The sequence below is a fragment of the Deminuibacter soli genome, from assembly GCF_003412455.1.
Lineage (GTDB): Bacteria > Bacteroidota > Bacteroidia > Chitinophagales > Chitinophagaceae > Deminuibacter > Deminuibacter soli.
In genome coordinates this window covers 150,981-175,517 of sequence record NZ_QTJU01000001.1, presented here as the reverse complement: position 1 = coordinate 175,517, position 24,537 = coordinate 150,981, and the positions used below count along the sequence as shown (strand labels likewise).

Here is a 24,537-nt window from a genome sequence, read left to right as displayed (position 1 = left end):
AAAATGAAATATATGGCAGTTGCAGTTACGATGTTTTTACTGCAGACGAGTGCGGGGGTATATGCTCAGCGTCATACGGTATCGCCGGTTTCCCAATTTTACCGAAATGGGTTTCTCTGGAACCCGGCATTGGCAGGCAGTAACGGAAAAACGCATGTATATGCCTTTTTAAACAGTGGCCTTACCGGTTTCGACGGAGCTCCGCGTGTTTATGGTGTTGCTGCAGATGCACATTTCGGCAATTACTCAGCAGCAGGCTTACAGGTGCTGTCTGACAAGGCCGGTGTGCTGCAGCGTTATACTGTAACAGGCACTTACGCTTATCAGGTAAAGCTGGATGAAACGCAAAGTATACGCATAGGCGCCAACCTTACTTACTACAAACAGCAACTGGATAATAGTGCGGCCGTGAACAATGGTCAGGTTGATCCCAACATAAAGAACTTTAACGGCCGTGGCGGCTATTTTGACGGAGACCTGGGTGTTACGTATGAAAACGGTCAGCTTGAATTAGGTGCAACTGCCTATAACCTGCGCTCGGAAGTGCAGAGTAAGCAAGCCGATATGGATGGCCAGGGCCTGGCACAGCTGCAATGTGCCTATACCATTCCGCTGGATGACGAAAAGATCATGACACTGAAACCCCTGGTTGCCTATAAAGCATTTCAGCATGTATCGGGTGTTGTTACAGGTGCGGTGCAGTTTGAATACAACCACCTGTTTCATACCAGCCTGTACTGGCAAAACCCCGGCACAATTATGGGCGGGGCAGGCGTGATGCTGGAAGAGTTGGGCGAGCTTAACTTTTTTTACAGCAATACCAGCCGTTATGTGCATATGGCTCAATATGAAGTTGGTATCAAAATAAATATTCAGTAACCGTAGTTATTGTGTTTAAAGCTGCCCTGGTTCGGCCGGGCAGCTTTTTTTGTGTCCTCACCATCCTGTTGCCATGCTGCGGCTAATCGCGTACTTTTGACTATGCTACAGCCTGAAAAACGTTTCTCGAACCGCGTGGGCAATTATGTAAAGTTTCGCCCTACTTATCCCGCTTCACTACTGCAGTTTATGCAACAGGAATTTGCACTGCCACCCGGCGCAATGGTTGCTGATGTGGGCTCAGGCACAGGTATACTTACCGCATTGTTGCTGCAGCAGCAATGGGAGGTGTTTGGTGTAGAACCCAATGAGCCTATGCGCCTGGCAGCAGAAACCGCCCTCGCCAACGAGCCGCTTTTTCACAGTATTAATGCAACAGGCGAACAAACCACCCTGCCCGGTGCTTCGATGGCGCTGATTACCGTAGCGCAGGCGTTTCACTGGTTGCAGCCAGCTGCCGCACGTAAAGAGTTTGCCCGCATTTTACAGCCCGGTGGGCATGTTGCCCTGATATGGAACCTGCGGCTGCTTGATTCGCCTTTCGGGCAGGCTTTCGAGGCCATTAAGAAAACCTACGGTACCGACTATGAGAAAATACGCAAGGCACATGAGCCTGAGCTTGCCGACTTTTTTGCACCGGCACCGCTGGCTATTAAAAGTTTCCGGCATGCACAGTATCTTGACCTTGACGGACTGAAAGGCCAGCTGCTGTCTTCTTCTTACATGCCGCTCGAAAACCAGCCCGGGTATACCGAAATGATACAGGCCACCACTGACCTCTATAACCGCTTTCAGCAGAATGGGATGGTGGAAATTGCCTATGAAACAAAGCTGCATTACAACGCAGGTCCGCTGGGATAAATGCTGCCGTGCAGTTACCCTTACACACCTGCCTGGCGCCGTTTGTACCATTGCAGCTGCAGCCAATGGGTGTGACGTTTATATTCGTTTGACTTCAATTTATACATATCGCTAAATACTGTTTATGAAACGACTATTTCTTGGCGTTACCGGGCTGTTTGCCTTTGTGCAGCTGCAGGCCCAGGTAAACGCGGGACTGTTCCGCTATCCAGACGTATCGCAGTCGCAGATTGTTTTTTCGTATGCCAACGATATCTGGGTAGTGCCCAAAACAGGCGGCGACGCCGTACGCCTCAGCTCGCCACCCGGCGTGGAAACTTATCCCAAATTCTCTCCCGACGGCCATACCATCGCATTTTCCGGCAATTATGACGGTAACCGCGATGTATACGTATTGCCAACAGGTGGCGGCGTGCCCCTGCGCTTAACTTCGCATGGTTATGCAGACAATGTGGTAGACTGGACGCCCGATGGCAAGCAGGTGTTGTTTGCCTCTATCCGCGAAAGTGGTAAAGAGCGTTTCAACCAGTTTTATACCATACCCGCTAATGGCGGCGTGGTAAGCAAACTGCCGCTGGCGTATGCAGAATTTGGTTCTTACTCGCCGGATGGCAAACAAATGGCACTCACCTTCCGCACACAAGCCGGCCGCAACTGGAAGCGTTACCGCGGCGGATGGAAAGCAGATATTTACGTGTTTAATTTTGCCACCAACACTTCTGAAAACATTACCGGTAATGAAGAAGCAGGGGAGGAATACCCCATGTGGCATGGTGATGATATTTATTTTCTTTCCGATAAAGGCCCTGAACTGCGCTTAAACCTGTGGCGCTACCATACCCAAAGCAAAACCTTTGAACAGGTAACCCATTTTACCGATTATGATGTACACTTCCCTTCACTGGGGCCTTCAGATATCGTGTTTGAAAACGGCGGCAAATTATTCCTGCTCGATCTGGCTTCGCAGAAAACGACGGAGGTAAAGATCAATGTCATTACCGACCGTGCGTCATTGCGCAATAAGGTCATTCCTGCTGAAGGTTTTATCCAGCATGCAGCGATCAGCAACGATGGCAAACGCGTACTGCTCGAAGCCAGGGGTGAAGTGTTTTCGCTGCCTGCAGAAAATGGGTACGTGAAAAATCTCACCAATACTTCCGGCGCTGCAGAGCGCTATCCTGCCTGGTCGCCCGATGGCAAGAACATTGCTTACTGGAGTGATGCTTCCGGCGAATATGAATTGTACCTGCAAAGCACGGAGAAAAATGCACCGCCACGTAAATTAACCAGTTATGGCAAGGGTTTCAGGTATTCACTCAGCTGGTCGCCCGACAGTAAGAAGCTGGTGTTTATTGATGAAACCATGCACATTAATGTGTACGATATCGCTGCCGGTTCTGCCACACAACTGGATAAAGCGCTGCATTATTCGCAAGGGCCGCTCGACGGGTTTACCGCCAGCTGGTCGCCCGATAGCCGCTGGATCACCTACAGCAGGGACCTGGACAATGCGCACAATGCGATCTTTATTTACGACTACACGAATAAGAAACTGCACCAGGTAACCGGTGAATTTTACAACTGTTACAGTCCGGTGTTCGATACAGAAGGCAAGTATTTGTTCTTAGCCACCTCGCAGTCGTTCAAGCCTGTTTACAGCGACCTTGATAACACATTTATTTACACCAATTCAACCCAGCTGGCGGCGATCAGTTTAAAGAAAAGCACACCATCTGCTATTGCACCTAAAAACGATGCTACAGCCATAAAAGACGAAGACAAGGACGAGGCGGCAGAGACAAAACCTGCCGATGCCAAAGCAGGCGACAAGAAAAACACAACTGCCAAGGCAGACGATAAAGACAAGGAGAAAGACAAGAAAGCGCCCAAACCGGTAGACATCGATTTCGATGGTATAGAAGCACGGCTTGACCTGTTGCCACCTGCACCCGGCAACTTCGGCGCTATGTATGCAGCCAAAGGAAAGCTGGTGTACCTGCGCCAGCCCAATACCGGTTCAGCCGATGAAGATGGCGCGGTTAAATACTATGATATAAACGATCGCACAGAGAAAACAGTAGTGGCCAAAGCCGACCAGTTCTGGCTCAGCGGCAATGGTGAAAAGCTGTTGGTGAAAGCCGGTCCTGTAATGAGTGTGGTATCATTGGCCGAAAACCAGAAGCTCGACAAACGCATTCCCACCGGCGATATGCAGCTCACCATTAACCCTGCCGAAGAATGGAAACAGGTATTTACCGATGCATGGCGGCTGGAACGCGATTATTTCTATGATCCCAATATGCATGGGGTTGACTGGAATGCCGTGCGCGTGAAATACGGCAATATGCTGAAAGACGCGATGACGCGCGAAGAAGTAAATTTCATTATCGGTGAAATGATTGGGGAGCTCAATGCCTCGCACACTTACTATGGCGGCGGCGATGGCGAACGCCCTGCGGGCGCCAGTGTTGGGTACCTGGGTATTAACTGGGAAGCTGCCGGCGAGTATTATAAAGTAGGCAAAATTATGCATGGTGCGCCGTGGGATGCAGAAGCCCGTTCACCGCTGGCAGCGCCAGGCATAGATATTCCCGAAGGCAGTTATATACTGGCAGTAAACGGAACACCCATTACCACTGCCACCGAGCCCTACGCTGCGTTTCAGCGCCTGGGTAAAAAAACGGTAGAACTCACGTATAATTCCACCCCATCATTCAACGGCGCCAAAACCGCAGTAGTGCAAACCCTGAATGATGAATACCGCCTGCGCAACCTGGCCTGGATAGAAGCCAACCGCAAACGCGTGGAAGAGGCCACCAATGGCGATGCCGGTTATATTTTTGTACCCAGCACCGGCACCGATGGCCAGAATGAACTGATGCGCCAGTTCAATGCGCAGTGGAACAAAAAAGCACTGATTATTGATGAACGCTTCAATAATGGCGGCCAGATTCCCGACCGCTTTATCGAGATGCTGAACCGCACACCGCTGGCTTTCTGGGCAACGCGCCATGGCAGCCCTTCACCCTGGCCGCCGTATGCGCACTTCGGTCCCAAAGTAATGCTTATTAACGGGTGGAGCGGCTCAGGCGGCGATGCCTTCCCTGACTATTTCCGCAAAAGACAACTGGGGCCATTGATCGGCATGCGTACCTGGGGCGGGCTGATTGGCATCAGCGGTTTGCCCGACCTGATCGACGGCGGCAATATCACCGCACCCGATTTCCGCATGTACAACCCTGATGGCACCTGGTTTAAAGAAGGCCATGGGGTAGACCCGGATATCACGGTTCCCGAAGACCTCGGCGCCATGGCCAGGGGTGTTGACCCGCAGCTGGAACGCGCCATTACTGAAATAAAGGATGAACTGAAAACAAAAGGCTTTACCCAACCTGCACAGCCAACGTACCAAAAAAGGTGATCGATGGTTTGAGGTTTAATGTTTGAAAGTTTAACGTTAGCATACAAATAAAAAGAGCGCACTGCGCTCTTTTTATTGTAAACAGGTATCTTAAATTACCCGTGAATAGTCAATCATGTCGTTTAGTTAACGGTTCCTTTGTGAACTTTGTGGGTTTTGCCTTTGCGTTCTTTGCGGTTAAAAATATCAAATACGCTTAACTAAACGACATTGACTGACGATTAACGCCGCTCACCTGCCAAACACTTCTTTCAGAAAAGTCATCATATATTCCCAGGAGCGCCTGTCTGCAGTCGCATTGTAGGCCGAGCCTTTTGAGTTATCGTTGCCGGCAGCAGGGTCGGTGAAAGCGTGCACGGCACCGCTGAAATATACCATCTGCCAGTCGGCATGGCCGTCGCGCATTTCCTGCTGGAAAGTGGCGATTTCTTTGGGTGATTCGTACTTGTCGTCTGCACCGTGCAATACCAGCACCTTGGGCACAATGGGTTCATTGGCGCGAACGCTGTCTTTACCCAGGCCGCCATGAAAAGAGATAATACCTTTTACGGGTAAAGCACCCCTGGCAGCTTCAATAGCGCCGGTACCGCCAAAGCAGTAGCCGATCACTACAATCTTATTGGGATCCGCACCAAGTTTAACCAGCTCATCAATACCGGCTTTAATGCGGTTCTGGTATTCCTGGAAATTGCTTTTGTACATACCTGCCAGCTTGCCTGCTTCAGCAGGGGAGGAAGGGTGTACACCTATGCCATACACATCAGCGGCCAGTGCATGGTAACCGGCTTTGGCCAGGCGGTTGGCCGTGGTTTTTTCGTGATCGGTAAGGCCCATCCAGGCATGCAGTATTAACACACCGGGGGCCTTGGCGCCTGCTGCCTTGGCAAAATAGCCTTCCAGCTGCGTGGTGCCGCTTTGGTATTGTACGCTTTTACCCTGCGAAAAAGAGGGAAAGCTGAGCGTGGCTGTTATCATAAGAAATGCAACTAACGCAATAAACGGTTTCATGGTAAAAAGGTTTGTGGTATAAATATACTTGAAATACGCGCGGTGGGTTGCCTAGTGGTGGGCACGCTTTTTAGCCATAACCAGTACAGCCAGGGTACACCACAGCAACATAGACCAGGTTACCAGGCTCCAGCCGCCGATGCGCCAGCAGGTAGTGCCTACGAAAGTGCCCAGCGAACCGCCAATGAAATAACAGGTCATGTAAACAGTATTCACCCGGCTCAGCGATGTTTCGCTGAGGGTATAAATACGGGCCATATTGCTTACGTGTGCAGCCTGTATACCTACATCGAGCAGCAGTACAAAGGCAATCATGGCAATAACAGAATCAGGAAACAACTTGCCTGCCAGTACACTGGCTGCAATAAAACCAATGGCGATAAAAATATTGCGCCGGGCATTGTGGTTACCCTTGTCGCTTTGCTTGCCAAAAAAAGAAGCTGCCAGCGCACCTGCAATGGCTACAAAACCGAAAGAGCCGATGGTGTCTGAATGATAGTTAAAAGGCGGGGCAGACAGGTGAAAGGTAAAGGTGGTCCAGAACGAACAGAAAATACCAAAGAGCAGTGCACCTGAAAAACACGCTTCCCGCAGCAGGGAGTATTGTTTGAATTGCTGTACCGTGCTTTTCAGCAGGCTCAGGTAGTTGCCGGTAAAATCGTTCTTCACCGCAGGCAGCAGCAGTTGCAGCAATACCATCATGGTTACCACCAGTATAGCCGAGAGGCGGAACACATAGCGCCAGCCCATCCATTCGGCAATTAAGCCGCTGAAAATACGGGCAGATAAAATACCGATCAGCAGCCCGCTGATAATGATGCCCACGGTTTTGCCGCGGTTTACCTTATCCATACTGGCGGCCATGGGAATAATAATCTGTGCCGATACCGATAATAACCCGATCAGCACGCTGTAAATACTTACTTCTGCCAGCGAGGTGGCAAAAGAAATGCCGATAAGCGTAAGGGTAAGCAGGAACAGCAGCACGAAGATGAGCCGTTTGCGGTTTACCTTATCGCCCAAAGGTATCAGGAAAAACAGGCCCAGGCCATAGCCCACCTGTGTAAACATCGAAACATTGCCAATGTGCCCTTCCGATACGCCAACCGCGTCGGCGATTTCTTTCAGAATAGGCTGATTGTAATAGATATTGGCTACCGAGATACCGGTTGCAATAGCCAGCAGTATGGTTAACCCCCTTGAAATGCCCTTCGCTGCCGGGGCGGTGGCAGTTGCCGTGTATTGTGCTTCCATTCACTATCCGTTTTATCAGGTTCCCGGCAAAATTACACCCGTCTGTCTTGCCAGCGCTTCAATTTTCAGGGAATGCCTTATAAAATTCAAACCATTTTACCCTACCAACGCCCTGTTTTCATCTGCCAACGGTTGGTCGGTAAACCGGGCAGGTTGGTAGATCGGCCCCCAAAAGCCGTTGCTGTTTCCACAGTTTTGTATCATAAACCAAAACACATGAAACCTTTCGCCATATTACTGCTTTGTTACTGCTTTTTTCAATCGTTCACCGTTGCTGCCACGCCAGTTATCCTGAAAGGCCAGGTACAGGGTGCAGATGGCCGACCGATGTCTTTCTGCAATATTTCCCTGCACACGGCTGCCGGTAAAACGGTTAAGGGCAGCATCAGCGATTCAACCGGGCTGTATACCATTAGCTGCAAAGACACCGGTAGTTTTTATATACAGGCCGATGCAGCCGGTTATGCAGCTGCCAAAACTGCCTTGTTTACCATTGATTCTGCTACCGGCAATACGCTTACCATGGCCACCCTGCAATTGTCAGCAGCAGGCAATAACCTGGGTAATGTTACTGTTACCGCCCGCAAAAGGTTGTTTACCATGGAGCCTGATAAAATGGTGATGGATATTGAAAACAGCGCGCTCGCTACCGGTAATACGGTATTTGAAGTGCTGAAAAAAGCGCCTGCCGTTACTACTGATAAAGACGATAACCTGAAACTGAAAGGTGCAGCCTGCGCTATTTATATTGATGGCAAACCCACCTATATGTCGGGCGAGCAGCTGGTGAACTATTTAAAAAGCATGCCTGCCGATGCAGTGGCCAAAATAGAGATTATCACCAACCCCGGCAGTAAATACGATGCAGCCGGCTCCGGTGGTATTTTGAATATTAAACTGAAAAAGAACAAGGCCTTCGGCACCAATGGCATTGCCATGCTGGGCGGCGGTTATGGTAAATATCCCAAAGAAAGAGGCTCTATTGACCTGAATCACCGCAGCAAAAACCTGAATGTGTTTGGCAGCGCCTACCTGGGTTACTCAGAATCGTACAACCTGCTTAATTACAACAACGTTATTGAAAACAACGGCAATATTACCAGCCAGTACCGCAACAACTACTGGCACCCGTACAGCAAATGGACCTCGTACAAACTGGGTGCAGATTACAATGTGAGCAGCAAAACCACCCTGGGCGTACTGGTTAAACGCGACAACTCGCGCATGTTTGCCCGCACCGATGATGTAACCGATGTATACGGTGCATCCGGCAAACTGGCGAGCAGTATTTACGCAGTGCGTAACGATACATCTTATACGCACAACAGCACGTACAACCTGAACCTGAAAACCGAACTGGACACAGCAGGCAGCGAGCTGAATATAGACCTGGACTATGCCCGCTACACTGCCAGCGATATGGATTGGAACAACAATGATTTTTATGATAACAGCAGCCTGCCTTACCGCGATCCTTACCTGTTCCGCAACAACCAGGGCGGTGTGGTGAACATCTGGAGCGGAAAAGCAGATTACACCAAAATATTTAAAAACAAGCTGAAGCTGGAAGCAGGCGCTAAAATAAGCCGTGTAAAAACCGATAACGACTTGTTCGTAGATTCAATGCAGGTGAAGAACTGGATAAAAGACACCAGCCGCAGCAACCACTTTATTTACGACGAAACCATTGCAGCGGCCTATGCCACCGCTACCCGCGCATTCGGCAATACCAATATACAGGTGGGATTGCGTGCAGAAGAAACCGGCAGCACCGGCAACCTGGTTACTACCAGCCGTGTTGACAAAAGGCATTACCTGAACCTGTTTCCTACTTTGTTTATTACCCAAACGCTGAACAGCAACAACCAGCTGAACATTAGCTACAGCCGCCGCATCAGCCGCCCCGGTTACCAGAGCCTGAACCCCTTTGTAATGTATGTAGACCCCTACACCCGCATGGAAGGCAACCCGTTTTTGCGACCATCTTACTCCCATTCGTTTGAAATAAAACATGGCTATAAAAACTTCCTGTTTACCAGTCTCAGCTACCGCCACTCTAAAAGCGATGAGGTGATGGTAATATTGCAGGATAAAGCAACCGGTGTTACCACCAATACATCGGGCAATGCAGGTTCATCTGATTACGCCGGCCTCAACATTACTGCTTCACTGGATATTACCAAATGGTGGAGCATGGACAATAACCTGGGTGGTTCTTACAGCCGCAACCGTTCAACCATTCCCTCTTTCAGCTATAACAACAGCAGTTTCAGCGGTACGGCCAGCAGCAGCAACAGCTTTAAGCTGCCCGGCAAGTTTAAGGTTCAGCTTGATTTGAGCTACGAAGCACCTAACCGTTATGGCCTGGTATATTACAAGAGTTATTACCAGGTAGACCTGGGTTTGCAGCGCCAGTTGTTCAATGATAAAGCCACCCTGAAAATAAACGGATCTGCATTACTGGGTCAAACCGCCGTACGCATGCACATACTGAGCGATGAATTAAACACCACCTGGAGCAATAAATGGGAGGGCCGCAAAGTAAATGTGAGCTTTGTATACAAATTCGGTAACAGCAACGTGAAAGACAAACGCAACCGCAGCACAGCTTCACAGGCAGAGCAAAACAGGTTATAGTGTTTAAAAGCTCACCTGTGCAGGCTTATCTACCCGCATTACCGCATCCTGTTTAAACAATCTTTTATAAGCAGCCCGTATGCTGTCGATTGAAACCGACAGCTGCGGGCTCATTTTATTAAGGGCGATAATAATGCGGCTATGCTCCGTTACCTGTATGTGATCATCCCCGCGCCAAACGCCATTGGCATCCAGCCTGGTAAAACCCGCAGGGAATACAGGCAGTATGTATTTGGTTTCAAAAGCCTGCCAGGCACTATCGCTCACGGTGCCGGTATGCGCAATGTCCATACCGAAGTACAGGTTGGTTTCAGTGGACTTATGGCTGGCAGTACAGGCGCAGAGCAGGAGCAGCGGCAGCAAGGCATAACGGTAATTTTTCATGGCAGTCGTTTTTACCAAGATAAGCAGTCATCCTGAAACAGGCTGTTCATTTTGTGGTGGTTTTAGCCAGCATGCGGTTCGGCATATTTCACTATCTTTCGGCGAACAGATTATTTGTAGCAAGTGAGCCGATCGACTACCTCCTCTTCCCGTAAAGTGTTACGCCCGCTTCAGCTGGCAGCAGTGATATTTTTAACCGTATCCGGTGGTCCGTACGGGTTAGAGCCCTTGCTTTCCTATGTAGGTAAACAGGGCGCCTTCCTGTTACTGCTGGTTACGCCCCTGCTCTGGGATGTGCCCACCGTGTTAACCGTTCTTGAACTCAACGGCATGATGCCGGTGAACGGCGGATACTACCAATGGGTAAAACGCGCCCTGGGTATGCGGTTCGCGTTTTATGAAGGCTGGTGGACATGGCTGTACACTTTTGTTGATCTCGCTATTTATCCTGTACTGTTTGTTGAATACGCTTCCTTTTTTATACCCGCACTGGCCGCCTGGAAAATACCTGTTTGCCTGCTCATTATCTGGAGCTGTGCCGCACTAAATATCCGGGGTATTGTATCGGTAGGTAAAACATCGGTATGGCTCAGCGCCATTGTGCTGCTGCCCTTCCTGGTGTTGTTCGTGGTAACAGCCATGCATACCCATACGCAGGCGCTGGTACCTGTGCCTTCCTTGAAAGGACTGGGCTTTTCTTCCATCGGCATGGGCCTGTATACGGTAATGTGGAATTTCCTGGGTTGGGACAATGCCACTACCTATGCCGAAGAAGTAGACCGGCCCGTGCGCTCTTACCTGATTGCTGTAAGCATTGCTTTTTTTCTGGTGTTTTTCCTGTACATCGCTATTACATTGGTTGCACAGCAATCCGGTATGGATGTAGCCGCATTCAGCGAAAACGGCTTTCCTGCACTGGGCATGCGTTTGGGTGGTTTTCCCATGGGCGCCTTATTTGCAGTAGGAGGTATGGCCAGTACGCTGGGTTTGTTCTCGGCTGTGCTATTGTCTATGTCGCGTGTGCCCAAGGCCATGGCCGATGATAAATTACTGCCCGTAAAAATAAGTGCGCTGCACCAGCGTTTTAATACACCGCATGTGTCCATCATTACCTGTGCGGTTGTAGTAAGCGGTATGGTGCTGTGGACTTTTGCCGATTTAATGGTAATAGATGTTACCGTATATGGCGCCGCATTAATGCTGGAATTTGTGAGCCTGATTGTGCTGCGCATCAAAGCGCCCGGTGAACACCGGCCCTTCCGCATACCCCTGGGTATACCGGGTTTGTGCATCATGGTGCTGATACCTTTTACCGTATATGCCATTGCACTGAGCAGTGCATTGATCACTGCCTCGGCTGTATGGAAACCGCTTGGCTTTGCCATTGGCACCCTGCTCACCGCAGAAATTGCCTGGCGCATACTGTCGCTTCGCAGAAAATGGATGCAGGCGGCAACTGACCCTGTCCTTACCAAACAACAATATCCAAATGAGTAAACTTGTTTCCCGTTTTGCCTGGCTATTGCTGCCCATGCTGGCCGCAGGCATTTGTAACAGGTTAAATGCACAGAAAACCAACGATGATATCTTTCCCCCGGCTGCTGCTGCCAAAGAGTTTGTGAACTTCGATAAACATGGTTTTATCATTAAAGGGCAAAGAGTATTCCTGGTATCAGCCGGGTTAGAGTATGCACGCATACCGCACGAACTGTGGCGCGACAGGCTGCTGCGCCTGAAACGCGCGGGCTTTAACTGCATTGAGATATACACTTTCTGGAACTACCATGAGCCGCAGGAAGGCCGGTTTGATTTTACCGGCGACCATGACCTGAATGCGTTTCTGCGACTGGTAAAACAGCTGGATATGTATGCCATTGTGCGGGTTGGTCCATACTACTGTGCAGAATGGGATTTTGGCGGTTACCCCATCTGGCTGCGTTTTAAAGAGGGGTTGCGCGTGCGTGAGCCCAATGCTGTATTTGAAGCAGCGGTAGACCGTTTCTTTGAACAGCTGATGCCCATTGTAAACGCCAACCAGGTACACCGCGGCGGCGCCGTAATACTCGTGCAGCTGGAAAATGAACACCCTAAAGGCTGGGGCACCGATAAACCGGATGCCTACTTTGCACACCTGCAAAGCAAGGCCGTATCCCTCGGTTTGGAAGTGCCGTACTTCTTCAGCGGGCTGCACCATGGCAGTGACCCTGCCGGTGATAACACACAGCTCGACGCAGGCAAACGCAACAGTCCCTGGTTCAGCACAGAGTTCTGGAGTGTATGGTACAACTACTATGGCTCTTCACAAAAAGATGCAGATACCTATGCACGCCGCACCTGGAAAATTATCGCGCATGGCGGCAATGGTTATAATTATTACATGGCCCATGGTGGCACCAATTTCGGTTATACCAACAACAATGAAGATGCAGCATCGTACGATTATGGTGCGGCAGTGGGGCAAACCGGCGACCTGCGTCCTGTTTATACCGGGTTTAAACGCGCTGCGTATTTCGCGCGCAGCTTCCAGTTTATACTGGGTAACAGTGAAGACGCGTCAGATGCTTATAAAAGCTTCACTAAGGCCAGGGCACTGCACGTAAGTGCCCGCCACTCGGGTAGTTCAGACCTGGTGTTTCTCGATAACCGGCAGGATACAGCAGTGCCCACACAGGTAATGATTAACCGGCAATGGATACCGCAACACGGCCCTTTGATAGTGGCGCCCGGTGAAATTGTGCCCCTGGTGCACAATATTACCTTAACCAACACCGTAAAGCTCGATTGGGCTGTAGGCCGCATACTGGGCTTAACACAGCAGGGGCCTGCCACTACGCTTGTGATATACGGCAAACCAGGCACTGATGCAGAGTTGCAGTTTACCACACTGGGCAAGGTAGATCCTGTTACCGGTATTGATGGCTTTAACCAGGTAAGCAATAACCTGTTTTTACAAATTGCCTTTAACCGCGACCATCCCGTCAACTACAGTTTTGAAACAGGCAAGCAACTGGTTCGTGTAATTGCCTTAAGCGATTCACTGGCTGCGCGTACCTGGTTTGCGGGTACGCAGGGCAAGCAATATATTATCATCGGCGCACCGTATGCAGGCGAAGTAACCACTACCGATGCCGGCAAAATACAGGTAGATGCAGAACAGTTCTGGACCAGCCGCCAGCCAACACCTGTATGGATTTACGGTTCTGACAACCGCCCGTTTACTTTTACACTGCAACCTGCCAAAGGCGAACACGCCACGCAACTGCCCATGAGCCAATGGCAGGTAAAAGACGCCAGCACACCTGCTGCCGCTGCATTTGATGATCATACCTGGAAGCAAAGCAATGATGCGCTGCAAATGGGCGCAGATGGCGATATTAGTGCCGATGCCTGGTACCGCACCACGGTAAACATCACCAATGAAGGTGTGTATACGCTGCAGGCAAAGGACGGTGGTGACAGGGCTACGGTGTTTGCAGACGGGCAGCGTGTTGCCGCCGGCAACCTGCACGAGGATGCGCTGAGCATGCAGCTTACGGCAGGTAAACATACACTGGCTGTATTTACTGCGCACGATGGCAGGGATAAGTTGTTTAACCACCTGGGGCCTGTGGCAGATACCGATCCCAAGGGGTTGAGTGGCGCCGTGCTATTGCATAAAGGTGCACCGGTACGCATCAGCAACTGGAAAATAATACCCGCCGCAGGTACACCCAACACACAATCCATACCTGCTTTTGATACAGCTGCAATTTACACAATAGGTGCAGATGCGTTTGATGGCAAAGCCGGCTATGCCTGGTTTCAGGCCACCATTCCTGCTGTAAATGGCAGCGATATGCTGCTGCATTTTAAAGGCGTGGATGATAATGTGACGGTTTTCATTAATGGTAAAGCAGTGGCGCAGCATACCGGCTATAACACCGCTTTTGATGTGCCGCTGAAGGATGTTAGCGGTGCTGCCACTTTAACCCTGCTGGTACAGAATACCGGCGGCAGTGGTGGTATACACAAACAGGTTGAGTTAACGGGCACAGCAAAAGAAGACATTGCTTTAACAGGCTGGCGCATGCAGGGAGGCCCTGGTGATGTGCAGTCAACTGACCGCTTTACCAATCTGCAGGCCAATACACCGTTTGATAAACCCATGTTGTACCGCAACAGCTTTTTTATAGATAGTATCAACACGGCTATTCACCCGGTATGGCGCATTACCATTAACGGACTGGGACATGGTTCAGTTTGGGTAAACGGCCGCAACCTGGGGCGCTACCCTGAAAAAATACCGGTGAACAGTCTCTACATTCCCGAATGCTGGTTGCACAAAGGGGCCAATACAGTGGTGGTATTTGATGAAGACGGGCAACTGCCGGTGGGTATGCGGGTAGAAGCAGAAATGGCATCAAGCCGTGATATTCAGTCACTCGTGTTTTAGGAATGAAGTTTGCATTCTTGTGGTTATTAAACTCCGCATTTATGAAAAGAATCGCAATATGGCTGCTGATGGCTTTCAGCTTTACAGCCTTTGCAGCACAGGCACAGATTAGAAAAGTACCGGCAGAAGTGACCGACGCTTTCAAACAGAAATTCCCCAACGCCTCCGGTGTTTCCTGGAAGGATAAACTGACAGACTGGCAAGCTAAATTTAAAGATGGCAGCACCAGCAGTTATGCATGGTTTACCAATAAGGGCGAATGGAAAGAAACCGACCAGGAATTAACCTACGAAAGTTTACCTGAAGCAGTGAAAGATGGTTTCAAAAAAAGCAAGTACAATGAATGGACACCCAAGGAAACAGCGTCTATCATAAAAAAAGACCAGGCCCTGCAATACCGCGTGTATGTTGAAAAACATTCACTGGTACAAAAGAAATACCTGTTTTTTGATGAACACGGTGCATTGAAACGCGATGTACAATCACTATAAATGTTAAAAAAGAGCGCCCCGCGGCGCTCTTTTTATTTACAGCCACCGGCGCCTAAACTTGCAAAAGCCGCGTGAATCTGCTAAATTGGAGCACCATTTAAAATACCGGCTCTTTTGAAAACATGCATTTACACCAATACATGGTATAGCAGCGCACTGCTTATTTTTCTCGCAATGGCTACGCAGTTTACTGCGACTGCACAGGGCAAACGTATTACCATTATCAAGGGCGGCGACAATGGCAAATACGTGACACAACAATTTCTTGGCTGCCGGCCCGGTGATACGCTGGTTATACCGGCTGCTAACAATCCCTACACTTACATTGCGGCAGAACACCTGCATGGTACCAAAGAAAAACCAATCGTTATTATCAATGGGGGCGGGCAGGTGAAACTGCAGGCTGGTTTTGCATTTTACAATTGCACGCATGTTAAGCTTACCGGTACAGGCAGCAAAGACAAATACGGCTTTCGCATAGAACATCCCAAAGGCGAAGGCCCGGGCGTTGATATCAACAAGCGCTCAGCTGATATAGAAGTCTGCTACCTTGATATCTGCAAAAAGACCTATGGCTTTTGGGTAAAACAGGAGGGCAGCTGTGCCGATAGTTTGCAGGCCCCCAACTGGGTTATCGACAATATCTCCATCCACGACAACCGCATTGTGAATATGCGGCAGGAGGGTATGTACCTCGGCTCAACCGATCCCAATGGCTTGCGTAATGTGAGCTGCAATAGTGCCATCATTCATCCCAGGCCCTTGCGTTTGGGTAATATACGCGTGTACAACAATATTGTAGACAGTACCGAACGTTCGGGCATACAGTTGTCGTGCGCGGCTTTCGGCAACAACGAAATTTATGGCAACCGCGTAACCAATGCAGGCTGGGAGCTGAGCGATGTACAGGGCAACGGTATCAGTCTTGGCGGATACACACACGCACATGTGTACAACAACTACATCAAAAACACATTCGCATTGGGCATACTGGTGCTGGGCTCTGGCTATATTGTGGTAGATAACAATACCATTGACAGCAGCGGTTACCTGGCCGGGCATGTTACACCAGGCATGGCATCGATAATGGTCGATACCCGTACTACCAGCCCGGTAGACAGTTCCCGTTTGCTGATACACGACAACAAACTGGGCCTTAGTACCGATGCCAATATTCATTTTTACAAAACCGTGAACAGTTACTCAAAAGACAATATCATTTACAATAATACGGGCAGCAAAAAAATGGCGCCCGGCATTTACTGGAAAGAGCATCCAACCAGGGGCAAGCTGATGAGCAGTGAAGCTTCAATGATACCCCCTGTTCGCAAGCGCTACCTGGCCGCTGCTGCCGTATTGCTGGCGCTGCTGGCTGCCGGTTTTGTTGTGTTGCGCCGCCGCAGGGCGCGTATTGCATAAAAAGTGCATAACTGCCATTGCTCCCGTCTTTTTAATCCCTTTTATTATCCTGGTTTATCAGTAAAACCGCACCCGGATGCTGTGTGTATTATTCACGCTGTGCAGGGCTGTGTGCGTTAGCCATCGTAAAATGTGGTTGAAATAGCGCCCGTAAAATCACGATTCCGCGTTATCTTAGCCCTCCTTATTATTTTTTATATAATTATTACCATGAGAAAACTACAGAGTTTTTTAGTTGGTGCCGGTTTACTCACTGTTGCTGCGCAAACACAGGCGCAGACTGCAACAGATTCGAAGTTTGACCAGCACGAAGCTTTTGCCCCCATGTTCTACCCTTCGTATGGCGATGAGGTTAGGGCAGCAGACGGTACGCCCGGTCCAAAATACTGGCAAAACCGCGCTGATTACAAGATTGACGCAACGCTGGATGATTCACTGCACACCATCGACGGTAATGTAGTCATCACTTATACCAATAACAGTCCGCAGGCTTTGCAGTTTGTATGGCTGCAGCTGGATCAGAATATTTACAACCAGGCATCACGCGGTGTGGCTGCAACAGCCATTGGCGGCGGCCGCTGGGCTAACCGCAATGCATTTAACGGCGGTTACAATATCGAATCGGTTACAGTGATCGAAGATGGCAAGGAACAGAAAGCCGACTTCCTGATCAATGATACCCGCATGCAGATTAAACTGGCGAAAGGCATTAAATCGCAGGGTGGCATTATCCAGTTTAAAATTAAATACGGTTTTACCATTCCTGAATATGGTACAGACCGCACCGGCCGTCTTAAAACCAAAAATGGCTGGATTAATGAAGTGGCGCAATGGTACCCCCGTATGTGCGTATACGATAACGTAAACGGCTGGAACACCCTGCCTTACCTGGGCCAGGGCGAGTTTTACCTGGAATACGGCGATATTGAATACGCTATCACAGCCCCTGCCAACCACATTGTAGTGGGTTCAGGCGAATTGCTGAATGCGAAAGAGGTGTTTACTGCCGAGCAGCTGAAAAAATACAACGAAGCAAAAGAAAGCGAGAAAACAGTTACCCTGCGTGGTGTGGAAGACGTGAACAATGCAGCTACACGCCCTGCAAAAGACAAACTTACCTGGCGCTTTAAATGTATCAATACACGCGATGTGGCCTGGGCTTCATCAAAAGCGTTTGTATGGGATGCAGCACGCATTAACCTGCCTGGTGGTAAAAAATCACTGGCACAGTCAGTATACCCTGTAGAAAGTGCAGGCGACAGCGCATGGAGCCGTTCTACTGAATATGTAAAAGGCGCTATCGAATATTACTCCCAGTACCTGTACCCCTTCAGCTATCCTGTTGCTACCAACGTAGCCGGTATTGTGGGCGGTATGGAATATCCCGGTATCGTGTTCTGCGGTTATACTGCAAAACAGGGGGGCCTGTGGGGTGTTACTTCACACGAATTTGGCCACAACTGGTTCCCGATGATCGTGGGTTCCAACGAACGTAAATTCCCCTGGATGGATGAAGGTTTCAATACATTCATCAATACCATGGCCGACAAGCATTTCAACAACGGTGAATACCAGGCAAAAAATGCAACCAACCGCCAGCCTTATGCACGCGCCTTTTCCGGCGACAATGCAGAAAGCATTTTAACAGTGCCTGATGTTACCTCACCAGGCAACCTGGGTATTGTAGCTTACTTTAAACCCGGCACCGGTTTAACGCTGCTGCGTGAAAACATTTTGGGTGAAGGCCGCTTCGACAGCGCTTTCAGCTATTATGTGCACCAGTGGGCATTCAAACATCCTACCCCATGGGATTTCTTCCATTGCATTGAGAACTATTCAGGCGAAACGCTGGATTGGTTCTGGCGCGGCTGGTACATCAACAAATGGAAAATTGACCAGGCTGTAACAGATGTAGCACCTGTTGATGCAAAAGACCTCAGCAAAGGTTCCATCGTTACCATTGCCAACCTGGAGCAATTGCCTATGCCTGCTGTAATTGAAATAAAAGAAGCAAACGGCAAAGTATCCCGTGTTAAACTGCCGGTAGAAGTATGGCAGCACGGCAGCAGCTGGAAATTCCATGTAAATTCAACCGATAAGGTGATTAAAGCCACCATCGATCCTGATAAAACATTACCTGACTATAACAAGAGCAACAATAGCTGGTATGCTGAATAAAGAAAAAGGGCCGTCGCGAGACGGCCCTTTTTTTATGGTTGCATTGTTGGAAGGCTTACCCGTTCTTATGAAAGAAGAGTGAGTTGGCCTGCGCGGTGCAGGTCATTACCAGGTCGTTGATGCAAACATGCGCCGGCAGGCTGGCGCAGAAAAAGGCTGTATCTGCAATATCTGCTGCATGCAATGGCTCGTAACCTTCATATACATTGCCTGCCTTGTTTTCATCTCCTTTAAAACGTACCACCGAAAAATCAGTATCCGCTGCGCCAGGGTGAATAGCGGTTACTTTAATGCTGTATGGCAGCAAATCAATACGCTGTGCTTTGCTGATGGCATCCACAGCAGATTTGGTGGCGCAATACACATTGCCTGCAGGGTATACTTCCTTGGCTGCAGTTGAACCAATGTTGATGATATGGCCCTTTTTGCGTTGGATCATCAGCGGTACAATGGCTTTTGATACGTATAGCAGTCCTTTTACATTGGTGTCAATCATGGTATCCCAGTCATCGAGCGATGCGGTATCGAATGTATCGCGGCCGAGTGCGAGACCTGCATTGTTTACCAGCACATCTACCTGCTGCCATTGCTGCGGCAGGTTGCCGAGGTGCTGTAACACTGCATCGCGCTGCTGCACATCGAAACACAGGGGCAATACTTTAATTGAATAGGTGGTGGTTAAGTGTGCGGCCAGCTCCTGCAGCCTGTCGTTTCTGCGGCCTGTGATAATGCAGTTCCAGCCTGCTGCTGCGAACTTTTCTGCAATGGCTTTGCCAAAGCCTGAAGTGGCGCCTGTAATGAGTATAATGTTATCCGGCATAATCTGTAGAATGTTGAATGCTCCGCAACCCGGTGCGTGTAATGATAATGCCGCGAAGATAAATGAAATATCGGCCCTTACCTGATGAGTACAAAAGTGCCTTTGCGCACAATCACGGCGTTTTTGTAGTCTATGCCTTCCACTGTGTATACATAAGTGCCTGAGAGCGCGGGTTGTCCCTTCACCTGTCCATCCCAGCCCTTATTAATTTCACTGGTACTGAAAATAAGATTACCCCAGCGGTCAAACACACGGAAATAAACCAGTCTTTGCACGCCCACCGGTATCGGGCGCAGCACATCGTTTTTACCATCGTGGTTGGGACTGAATGCAGAGGGTACGTATATTTCAGGGTATGGCCTGAATATTTTTACCAGCACACTCGTATCTGCATAACAGCCTTCTGCGGTAGCCACACGTACCTGGTAACGGATAGAATCGTAACTGCCATCGTATAGGCCAATGGGGTTGGCAATAGAAGGGTTGGAGAGGCCGGTAGAAGGCGTCCAGGTGTAGTATACACCGCCGGTTGCCTGGAATTGCAGCGGCTGGTCTTTTACCACGGCAGTATCGCGCCCTGCAAACGGGTGCACCTGCGGAATTACCGTAACAATGGCGGTATCCAAACCGGGTTTGGGGCAGCCCAGTGTGTCGTAGGCATATAAAATGTACGGGGTAGTATGTGTAGGGCCTGCAATGGGGGTTAAGGTATTCGCGTCTTGCAGGGAATTGGCCGGCACCCATTTAAAACTGCTGCCCACAATATCGCCGTGCAGGGCTACCGTACTGCCGTAACAGATGGTGGCATCAGGTACCGCTTTCGATATGGGATAGGGCACCACTTTTACATTAATAGATCCTTCGGCCACACATTTGCCCAGGTGCGCTATTACATGGTACAGCGTGTTGGTAAGTGGTAATGCCGCAGGACTTTTTAATGTAGCATCGTTCATATTGCCGGCAGGGTCCCATAAATATTGCAGGCCATAACTAACCGGGTGAAACTGCACACTGTCTGTGCGGCAGATGGTAGTATCGGAAGCCATTTTCACCGTGATGGAATCCAGCACGTTTACCCTTACGGAATCGGTATTGGTACAGCCGTTATAAGTGGCGTTTACATAATACACGGTGGTGTCTTTCGGAAATACTTTGGGGTCTGGTGTATTGTAATCAATCATGGTAGCCGTGGGCGACCACAAAAAAGTACCATTGCTGCTAGCGTGCAGCTGCAGGGTATCGATGCTGCAGATGAGTGTATCCCTGAACGGCAAATCAATCTGCAGTTTCGCTTCTACCTTCACGGTTTGGCTAAGCGTATCCAGGCAGCCCTTGCTGTCGCCCACGATCAGCTGTACCGACCGGTCGCCAACGGAGTTGTATTTGTAAGAAGGGTTCCGCAAAAGCGAAGTATCATTGGTAACATCTGCATCACCAAAATCCCAGCGCCAGTTGTTTACCACGCCATAGCGCGAAGTGGTGCCATCGGTAAACCGGTAGGGGTTGGTTACACAGCTGCCCACAACAGTAAAAGCGGGTTTAAAACCCGGGTATACTTTTACGGGAACCAGGGCAGAATCGGAACATTGCTCGCTGCGGTTAATCACCAGTTTCACAGTGAATGTGCCGGTATCCGGGTAGGTAAAACTGGGAGTGGGCAAATTGGATGTATCGCTGGTCATGGTGGTTACCCCAAAATCCCAGAGGTATGAATGCACCTGCGATGAGGTAGATTCATTGGCAAAATTCAGGGTCTGGTCTGTACAGTCGATATACGAGGCGGGTAAATCTGCTGCTGCAAAATCACAGGCCTGCACACTCATCATAAAATCTTTCCGGTGCACGCTGATGGCTTTATGGTTGCGCCACTCGGTAACACACACATTTACCACGTAACCGCCATTGGCAGGTGCGCGGCCCTGTATAATGCCGGTAACAGGATCGATGGTGATATTGGGCCCCATAGGTGTGCTGCCGCTGAAACCGGGTGTGTACGATACGTTCTGGTAAGGCGGCCTGGATGCGATATGACTGGAATCCGCACCCTGCGCATCACCGCGGTTATAGGCGCCGCAAAGTGCGTACGACAGGGAATCACTAACGTCAGGGTCGGTGGCACTGAAATCAATATGGATATTTTTATACTGGCAAACCAGCACCGTATCTTTTAAACCGAATACTGCGCTTGAATTAACCTCAGTGCCCAGTGTGAGCGTACCCGGAATATCACAGGCATAGGTAGCACCTTCACCTGTAGAGTTGTTGCCCAGCTGTTGCCGCACAATATTTACCAGGCTGTTTGAGCGGCAGCAGGTTTGAAAGGCAGCTGTATAACCCGATGCATTAATGGGCAGGTCTGTTTGCCATACATAGGTGGCTACCTGGTAACAAACGGGCGAATAGCTTTGAATACAGGGCAGGGGGGATAATAAACTCAGCGTGGTAAAGTTATCCTGCAATACCTGCTGCGAAGCAACGGGCGTAGAAGTGGCGAGGTCGAAAACGGTAATATTCGCGCTCTGCGGAAGCTGTGCCAGCTGCTGGCCGCCTACCATGGGCGGGTTACACTGCCTGAACATGCGCAGCGTAATTTCGTACCTGTTCGTTTGCGCTGAAGTGCCGGGACCCACGTAACGGTAATACATTTCCCCGCCGGCAATATGACCTGCCAGCGCGGGTGCGCTTAGTGCGAGTAAAAAAACGAACAAGAAAAATGTTTTCATCTGATGCAGTCTTCCATAAATGCGGTTATGTACCGGTTTACCTTTTCCGGCGCCTCCCACATACCCATATGGCCAACATTGCCGAGTATGTGAATATACGCAACCGCAGGCAGGTATGTTTGGGGAAGTACGTCTTTTAAGGGTACGGCCACGTCTTCCGTTCCTATGATAAATAAAACCGGTACTTTGCTGCCTGACAAAACTGCGGTTCTGTCGGGCCGTTGCATCATGGCATAGTAATACTGTTGCAGGGCCAGGTTACCGAATGTAGCCCCCTTCCGGATAAGGGCTTCTGTTTTTGCGGCGTGCTGCTGTTTATAAGCGGCAGAAAAAAGGTTGGGTGTTGTTGTTTTTACAAAGGCTGCAGCGCCATACGCTTCAATCATTTCAATGCCGCGCTGCCGGTTGGCTTTTTTTTCCTCCGAATCGGGCAAGGCTGTACTGTGTACAAAACCGAAACCCTGTAATGCATGCCCGTGCTGTTCGGCAATTGCCAGGGTAATATACCCGCCCATGCTGTGCCCCAGCATTACACATTGCTGCACCTGCTCGTGCTGCAGCAGGGCCCATACGGCAGCTGCATAATCATCAATACTTGTTTCCAATGCGGGGTGCAGAACCTCGCTGCTGCCTGTTCCGGGCAGGTCGGGTACAATTAAACGGTAGTGCTGCTGCAGGGTTGCCACCTGGTACTCCCACACGCTGCCATCTTCCGCAAAGCCATGTAACAATACCAGTACAGGGCCGTTTCCATAAGTGTGATAGTACAACAACTTACCGTTGTATTGTAGTACCTGCTGCATGCTTACTTGTTTTTTGCCAGTTGAATATACCTGAATGCCAGCACTATTACAATTGGCACCAGCGCAATGTTCAGTTGCTGCGGCCATGCCCACCAGCCTACCAGGGTAACAATCTGTATCAACGCTGCTGCCAGGAAATACTTGCGTACCCATGACGGTTTTTTCCAGATAAAAAAGGCTGCGATGAAATTGGTAGGCAGCGCCCATAACAGGTTAAAATTATTGCGGCATATGAGGTGGTCGGTGCCAAACCACATAAACAGCAACATAATGCCGGCAAGACCGGTCAGGTACAGCAGCAGGGTATCTGCAATGCGCACTACCATACGGGCCGGCCTGCTGGTCATGGGTGATAGTACCAGCACCACCAGTGCAAATACGCTGAATATAATCAGCGGTACATATTTGCCCTGCGGCATGCCGGGCGCCTGTCCTTCATAAATATTGGTGGTACGCAGTACAATGCCGTGCGGCTGTGCAGGTGTAACGGCGCTGTCAATGCCTTTGCGCAGGTAATCGGGCAAAAACTGCGCGTCTTCTGTGGTAGTGAGTTTGTCAATTTTACTGCCGAGTAAAATATCGATACCCAGTTTGCTCCAGGGTTCACCGCCTTTGTCAAGGTAGTTGTGAATGAGTTTACGAAATGTAGTGCCCGGCGGAACAATGGGGTTGGGAATATGGTATCCTGCCACATTATTCTTTAACAGGCCTTCGATACGTGTGGTGCAATTGTCGAAAAAGAAATCGTATTTGTAATACCTGTTCTGCGGCAGGTAGTTTTCTTTCAGTGCATCAAAAATGCGTTGTTTTTCTGCGCAGCTCAGGTTCAATACCTGTTCTGTTACGGTACGGTGTTCTTCCACGTATTCGGGCATAAAATAACTGAAGTCACTCACCGAAAGGGAGAACAGCTGTTTGCCCAGTAAAAAGTTGGTGTAAAAATCAGGGTCGTCGAAATTAAAGGTGCCGTAGTTAAAGGTAAGATCCTGCCTGGTGCTGCTGTCTGTTACCCGTATGGCGCAATGCCCGAAAGTGGAATACAGTTCTTCGCCGGGTGCGCAGGTTAATACACTGATGCGCAAATGGCAGCTGTCGTTCTGTGCAAAAAGGGTTGAAGTTGCAAGGGTAAAGAGCAGGGAAAGAAACACCACTGATTTTTTCATGGAAGAAAAAAGTTTGGCCAAAGGTAATGTGTTCAACACAAAGGCAAAAGCGCGGGCCCCGTTA

Annotated in this window: 16 protein-coding genes; 9 read left to right on the top strand and 7 right to left on the bottom strand. The window is 49.6% G+C overall.

What is annotated here, in order from left to right; translation table 11 throughout:
• Window positions 1-12 precede the first annotated feature (12 nt).
• From DXN05_RS00635 to DXN05_RS00625, 3 genes are all read left to right on the top strand, one after another.
• The gene (locus DXN05_RS00635; RefSeq protein WP_158559091.1) at window positions 13-879 is read left to right on the top strand and encodes a PorP/SprF family type IX secretion system membrane protein; all 867 of its coding nucleotides are present in this window, start codon (window positions 13-15) and stop codon (window positions 877-879) included.
• Between the two features lie 102 nt (window positions 880-981).
• Window positions 982-1,740, top strand: coding sequence for a class I SAM-dependent methyltransferase (locus DXN05_RS00630; protein ID WP_116845282.1), 759 nt, complete (start codon window positions 982-984; stop codon window positions 1,738-1,740).
• 124 nt (window positions 1,741-1,864) lie between these two features.
• Window positions 1,865-5,161 carry a S41 family peptidase gene (locus DXN05_RS00625; protein WP_116845281.1) on the top strand — a complete coding sequence of 1,099 codons (3,297 nt, stop codon included), beginning with the start codon at window positions 1,865-1,867 and terminating at the stop codon, window positions 5,159-5,161.
• A gap of 231 nt (window positions 5,162-5,392) precedes the next feature.
• On the opposite strand, the gene DXN05_RS00620 is transcribed toward DXN05_RS00625, so the two are convergent.
• Window positions 5,393-6,169, bottom strand: a complete 777-nt coding sequence (locus DXN05_RS00620; protein ID WP_211329949.1) for a dienelactone hydrolase family protein — start codon at window positions 6,167-6,169, stop codon at window positions 5,393-5,395.
• Between the two features lie 51 nt (window positions 6,170-6,220).
• Entirely contained in the window at window positions 6,221-7,423 is a 1,203-nt protein-coding gene (locus tag DXN05_RS00615; protein ID WP_116845279.1) for an MFS transporter, read from the bottom strand.
• A 216-nt stretch (window positions 7,424-7,639) separates the two neighbouring features.
• Here DXN05_RS00615 and DXN05_RS00610 point away from each other — a divergent pair, with 216 nt between their 5' ends.
• Window positions 7,640-10,060 (top strand): outer membrane beta-barrel family protein, encoded by a 2,421-nt coding sequence (locus tag DXN05_RS00610; protein ID WP_158559090.1) that lies wholly within the window; start codon window positions 7,640-7,642, stop codon window positions 10,058-10,060.
• A 3-nt stretch (window positions 10,061-10,063) separates the two neighbouring features.
• Here the strand turns inward: DXN05_RS00610 and DXN05_RS00605 are convergent, their stop codons facing one another.
• Window positions 10,064-10,444 (bottom strand): DUF3574 domain-containing protein, encoded by a 381-nt coding sequence (locus DXN05_RS00605; protein ID WP_116845277.1) that lies wholly within the window; start codon window positions 10,442-10,444, stop codon window positions 10,064-10,066.
• A gap of 123 nt (window positions 10,445-10,567) precedes the next feature.
• Here DXN05_RS00605 and DXN05_RS00600 point away from each other — a divergent pair, with 123 nt between their 5' ends.
• The 5 genes from DXN05_RS00600 (at window position 10,568) to DXN05_RS00580 (ending at window position 18,964) form a co-directional block, all read left to right on the top strand.
• Window positions 10,568-11,941, top strand: a complete 1,374-nt coding sequence (locus tag DXN05_RS00600; RefSeq protein WP_116845276.1) for an APC family permease — start codon at window positions 10,568-10,570, stop codon at window positions 11,939-11,941.
• On the top strand, window positions 11,934-14,876 hold the full coding sequence (locus DXN05_RS00595; RefSeq protein ID WP_116845275.1) for a beta-galactosidase: 2,943 nt from the start codon (window positions 11,934-11,936) through the stop codon (window positions 14,874-14,876). Before DXN05_RS00600 ends, DXN05_RS00595 begins: the two co-directional genes overlap by 8 nt.
• 41 nt (window positions 14,877-14,917) lie before the next feature.
• On the top strand, window positions 14,918-15,367 hold the full coding sequence (locus DXN05_RS00590; RefSeq protein ID WP_158559089.1) for a PepSY-like domain-containing protein: 450 nt from the start codon (window positions 14,918-14,920) through the stop codon (window positions 15,365-15,367).
• 114 nt (window positions 15,368-15,481) lie between these two features.
• Entirely contained in the window at window positions 15,482-16,786 is a 1,305-nt protein-coding gene (locus DXN05_RS00585; RefSeq protein ID WP_116845273.1) for a right-handed parallel beta-helix repeat-containing protein, read from the top strand.
• Window positions 16,787-16,996: 210 nt separating this feature from the next.
• The gene (locus DXN05_RS00580; protein WP_116845272.1) at window positions 16,997-18,964 is read left to right on the top strand and encodes a M1 family metallopeptidase; all 1,968 of its coding nucleotides are present in this window, start codon (window positions 16,997-16,999) and stop codon (window positions 18,962-18,964) included.
• Window positions 18,965-19,019: 55 nt separating this feature from the next.
• Here DXN05_RS00580 and DXN05_RS00575 read toward each other — a convergent pair whose 3' ends face one another.
• From DXN05_RS00575 to DXN05_RS00560, 4 genes are all read right to left on the bottom strand, one after another.
• The gene (locus DXN05_RS00575) at window positions 19,020-19,784 is read right to left on the bottom strand and encodes an SDR family NAD(P)-dependent oxidoreductase (protein ID WP_116845271.1); all 765 of its coding nucleotides are present in this window, start codon (window positions 19,782-19,784) and stop codon (window positions 19,020-19,022) included.
• A gap of 77 nt (window positions 19,785-19,861) precedes the next feature.
• Window positions 19,862-22,507, bottom strand: a complete 2,646-nt coding sequence (locus tag DXN05_RS00570) for a PKD domain-containing protein (RefSeq protein ID WP_147313799.1) — start codon at window positions 22,505-22,507, stop codon at window positions 19,862-19,864.
• On the bottom strand, window positions 22,504-23,310 hold the full coding sequence (locus DXN05_RS00565; protein WP_158559088.1) for an alpha/beta fold hydrolase: 807 nt from the start codon (window positions 23,308-23,310) through the stop codon (window positions 22,504-22,506). The genes DXN05_RS00570 and DXN05_RS00565 overlap by 4 nt, the downstream gene beginning before the upstream one ends.
• Window positions 23,311-23,312: 2 nt before the next feature.
• Window positions 23,313-24,473 carry an Lnb N-terminal periplasmic domain-containing protein gene (locus DXN05_RS00560; RefSeq protein ID WP_116845269.1) on the bottom strand — a complete coding sequence of 387 codons (1,161 nt, stop codon included), beginning with the start codon at window positions 24,471-24,473 and terminating at the stop codon, window positions 23,313-23,315.
• Window positions 24,474-24,537: the final 64 nt, after the last annotated feature.